3 protein-coding genes are annotated in these 3377 nt (G+C 68.6%); all 3 read right to left on the bottom strand.

Going from position 1 to position 3377, the window contains the following annotated elements; all coding sequences use genetic code 11:
• Window positions 1-1157, bottom strand: a 1157-nt coding sequence (neuC, locus tag V5A20_RS13735) for a UDP-N-acetylglucosamine 2-epimerase (protein WP_332327611.1), incomplete at its 3' end; no start/stop codon positions are given.
• A gap of 10 nt (window positions 1158-1167) precedes the next feature.
• The gene (locus V5A20_RS13730; protein WP_332327610.1) at window positions 1168-2352 is read right to left on the bottom strand and encodes a LegC family aminotransferase; all 1185 of its coding nucleotides are present in this window, start codon (window positions 2350-2352) and stop codon (window positions 1168-1170) included.
• Window positions 2349-3347 (bottom strand): NAD-dependent 4,6-dehydratase LegB, encoded by a 999-nt coding sequence (locus V5A20_RS13725; RefSeq protein WP_332327609.1) that lies wholly within the window; start codon window positions 3345-3347, stop codon window positions 2349-2351. The genes V5A20_RS13730 and V5A20_RS13725 overlap by 4 nt, the downstream gene beginning before the upstream one ends.
• Window positions 3348-3377 lie beyond the last annotated feature (30 nt).

The following is a 3377-nucleotide window of genomic DNA, read 5'->3' as shown; positions in this document are numbered from 1 at the left end:
AGGTCGTAGAACGGCTTCGTGAGCACCGAGTCGTCCAGCGGGAGGCGCTTCAGATGACTCTTTATCGTCTCGGCCGTTCGGCCCTCGCCGTAGGGCGACTCCGCCCCGTCGATCTTCGCCCGGAACGCCGCCGAGCACGCCGTGGCGATGGCGTCGGCGATGGCGTCGGCCCGCTCGGCGCAGTCGATCACGGAGGGGCCCCGGAGCCGCCCTCGCTGGCGCGGCCCCACGTTGACGGTCGGCACGTCGAAGGCCGGCGCCTCGATGAGGCCGCTCGACGAGTTGCCGACGACGACGTCCACGTGCCGGAGGGCGCTGAGGTAGCGCCGCTGCCCGAGGGAATCGTACAGTCGCGCGTCGTCCCGGTCCTCGCAGTAGGCCTCGAGGGCCTCGTTGATGCGGCGGCCCTGCGGGTCGGCGTTGGCCTTCGTAAAAATGATGCGGGCGTCGTCGAAGCGGTCGAGCGCACGGAGCAGTTCCTGCACGCCGTCCGCCGGAGCCGTATCCCCGAGCGTGGCGGGATGATAGGTGACGAGGAACGTCGGCGTGCCGAGCTCGAAGTTGATCGAGCGCTCGAACGCCTCGCGGTCGAGCAGGTCGGTGTACTGGATCTGGTCGAGGCCCGGCGCGCCCACCGTGAACACGCGGTCGGGCGTCTCTCCCATCTGCACCACGCGCCGCCGGTACGGCTCGGCCACCACGAAGTGGTAGTGGGCCATCTTCGTCAGGCTGTGGCGGATGCTCTCGTCGAAGGCCCCTTCCGTCGTCTCGCCGCCGTGAATGTGGGCAATGGGGATCCGCATCACGAGCGCCGCCTGCGCCGCGGCCCACATCTCGAAGCGGTCGCCGAGGACCACGAGCACGTCGGGGGCCAGGCGGTCAAGGGCGTCGGCCATCCCACTGATCCCGAGCCCCATTGACTTGGCCGTCCCCACGCCCGTGTCGCTGGAAACCAGCATCTCCACCCGGGCGTCGATTGCGAACCCGTCGTCCTTGATCGCCTGCGCTGTGCCCCCGAACTGAGGCGACAGGTGCATGCCCGTCACCACGAGCTGCAGCCGCAGATCCGGGTCGGCCTGCACCTCGCGGAGCAGCCCGTAGAGCAGGCCGTAGTCCGCCCGCGTGCCGGTGACGACGCCGATGCGGCGCTGTGACATCAGGACCACCTCAGGAGTGTGCGGGAGCCGGAGCGAGGGAGGCGCTGCTCGGGATGTTGACGATCCGTCGCTCCAGCCCCTCCGCGACGGACAGGTCCATGCGGGGGCAGTCCTCGTACATCGGCAGCTTCGGCATCAGGGTCCACGCCGGCCGCGCCCCGACGCCCGCGTCGTTCGCCCGCTCCAGGAGCGCGTCCCGCTCGTCGGCGACCGCATCGTCCAGGAGCAGCGCGTTGAGCCAGTAGTTGCTGCGCGCAAAGCCCGGCTCCTCGAATACCGTCACGCCGGCCACGTCCGCGAACGCGTCCCGGTACTGAGCCGCCAGGGCGCGCTTCCGCTCCAGGAAGGAGGGCATCTGCTCCAGCTGGGCGCACCCGAGCGCCGCGTTGAGGTTGGGCATGCGGTAGTTGTAGCCGACCTCGTCGTGGAGGTATTCCCACGGGTGGTCCTGCTTCGCGACGGTCGTCAAATGCCGGGCCTGCTCGGCGAGGGCCGCGTCGTCGGTCAGGATCGCCCCGCCGCCGCCCGTGGTGATCGTCTTGTTGCCGTTGAAGCTCACCGCCCCGCACCGTCCCCGGTGCCCCGTGTGCGTCCCCTTGTAGCGCGTCCCCAGGGACTCCGCCGCGTCCTCCACGAGGGGCAGGTGGAACCGGTCGCAGACCTCCTGGAGGGGGTCGAGGTCGACCGGATGCCCGAACGTGTGCATCGGCATCACGGCCGTGATGGGCCGGCCCGTCTGCGTGTTGACACAGGTTTTGCCTCGGACCTCAGCAATCTCCTCGAGATAATCGTGCAGCTTGGCCGGATCGAGCCCGAGGGTTTGCTCGTCGCTGTCGACGAAGTGCGGGGTGGCCCCCAGGTACGAGACCGCATTGGCGGTCGCGACGAACGTGAGCGCGGGCACGAGCACCTCGTCGCCCGCCTCCACCCCGACGACCCGCAGCCCCACCTGGAGGGCGGCGGTGCCGTTGACCACCGCGATCGCGTGCTCCGCCCCCGTGTACGTGGCAAGGTCCTCCTCGAACCGGTCCACGAACGATCCCGCCGTGGACACCCATTCGGTGTCGAGGCACTCCTTGACGTAGTCCCACTCCCGCCCGGCGAACGTCGGCTCGTGCAGGCCGACGGCGCCGTCGTCGGGCAGGGCCCCGCGAAGGGTGGCGACAATGTCCTCGACGTCGAGGCGAGTGCTCATACGCTGTACTGGCCCACCTTGTAGTACGACAGATGCTCGGGCTCCGAAAACCACTCCGCTGTCACCGCGAGGCCGTTTCTCAATCCCGCCTCCCCCGACTCCGGCGGCGTCCATCCCGTCAGGGCCTCAAGCTTCGACGGGTCGGCGAGCAGCCGATCGACCTCGCTCTCTTCCGGCCGAAGGCGTTCCTCCTCCGTTTCGATGGAAACCTCCGTCCCCATTACGTCGGCGATCAGGTGCGCGAGGTCCCCGATTGAAATCTCGTGCCCACTTCCGATGTTCACGACCTCGCCGACCGTCTGCGAAGAATTGCCAACGGCAAGAAATCCCTCCACCGTATCCTCCACAAAGTTAAAGTCCCGGGTCGGGTGCAGGGCCCCGAGCTGGAGGGTGCGCCGGCCGTCGGCGATCTGCGTCGCGATCGTCGGGATGACCGCCCGGGCCGACTGGCGGGGGCCGTACGTGTTGAAGGGCCGCGCAATGGCGACCGGCAGGTCGAAGGACCGGTGGAAGGACAAGGCCATCTGATCGGCCCCGATCTTCGAGGCGGCGTAGGGCGACTGGGCCTGCAGGGGGTGATCCTCGGTCATCGGGACGAACTGCGCCGTGCCGTAGACTTCACTCGTCGACGTGTGGACCACCTTTTCCACATCGAGGGCCCGTGCCGCCTGCAGGACGTTCAGCGTGCCGGTGACGTTGGTGTCGACGTACGTGTCGGGCGAGCGATACGAGTACGGAATCCCGATGAGGGCCGCGAGGTGGTACACCGTGTCGCACCCCTCCATGGCGGTCTGCACACCGTGGGGGTCCCGGACGTCCCCCGACACCACGTCGATGGCCGCCTGCACCTCGTCGTCGACGTGATCGAGCCATCCCCACGAGTTCTGGGCGTCGTAGCGCACGAAGGCCCGCACGTCGGTTCCCCGCCGCACGAGCGCCTCCACCAGATGGGACCCAATAAATCCCCCGGCGCCGGTGACGAAAGCAGTGCCCATAACCAGTCGCGTTCAAATTGTGAGTCGACG

The organism is Salinibacter sp., from assembly GCF_036626415.1.
GTDB lineage: Bacteria > Bacteroidota > Rhodothermia > Rhodothermales > Salinibacteraceae > Salinibacter.
Note: the sequence above shows the minus strand (reverse complement) of the source record. Positions and strands in the feature narration are given on the sequence as shown.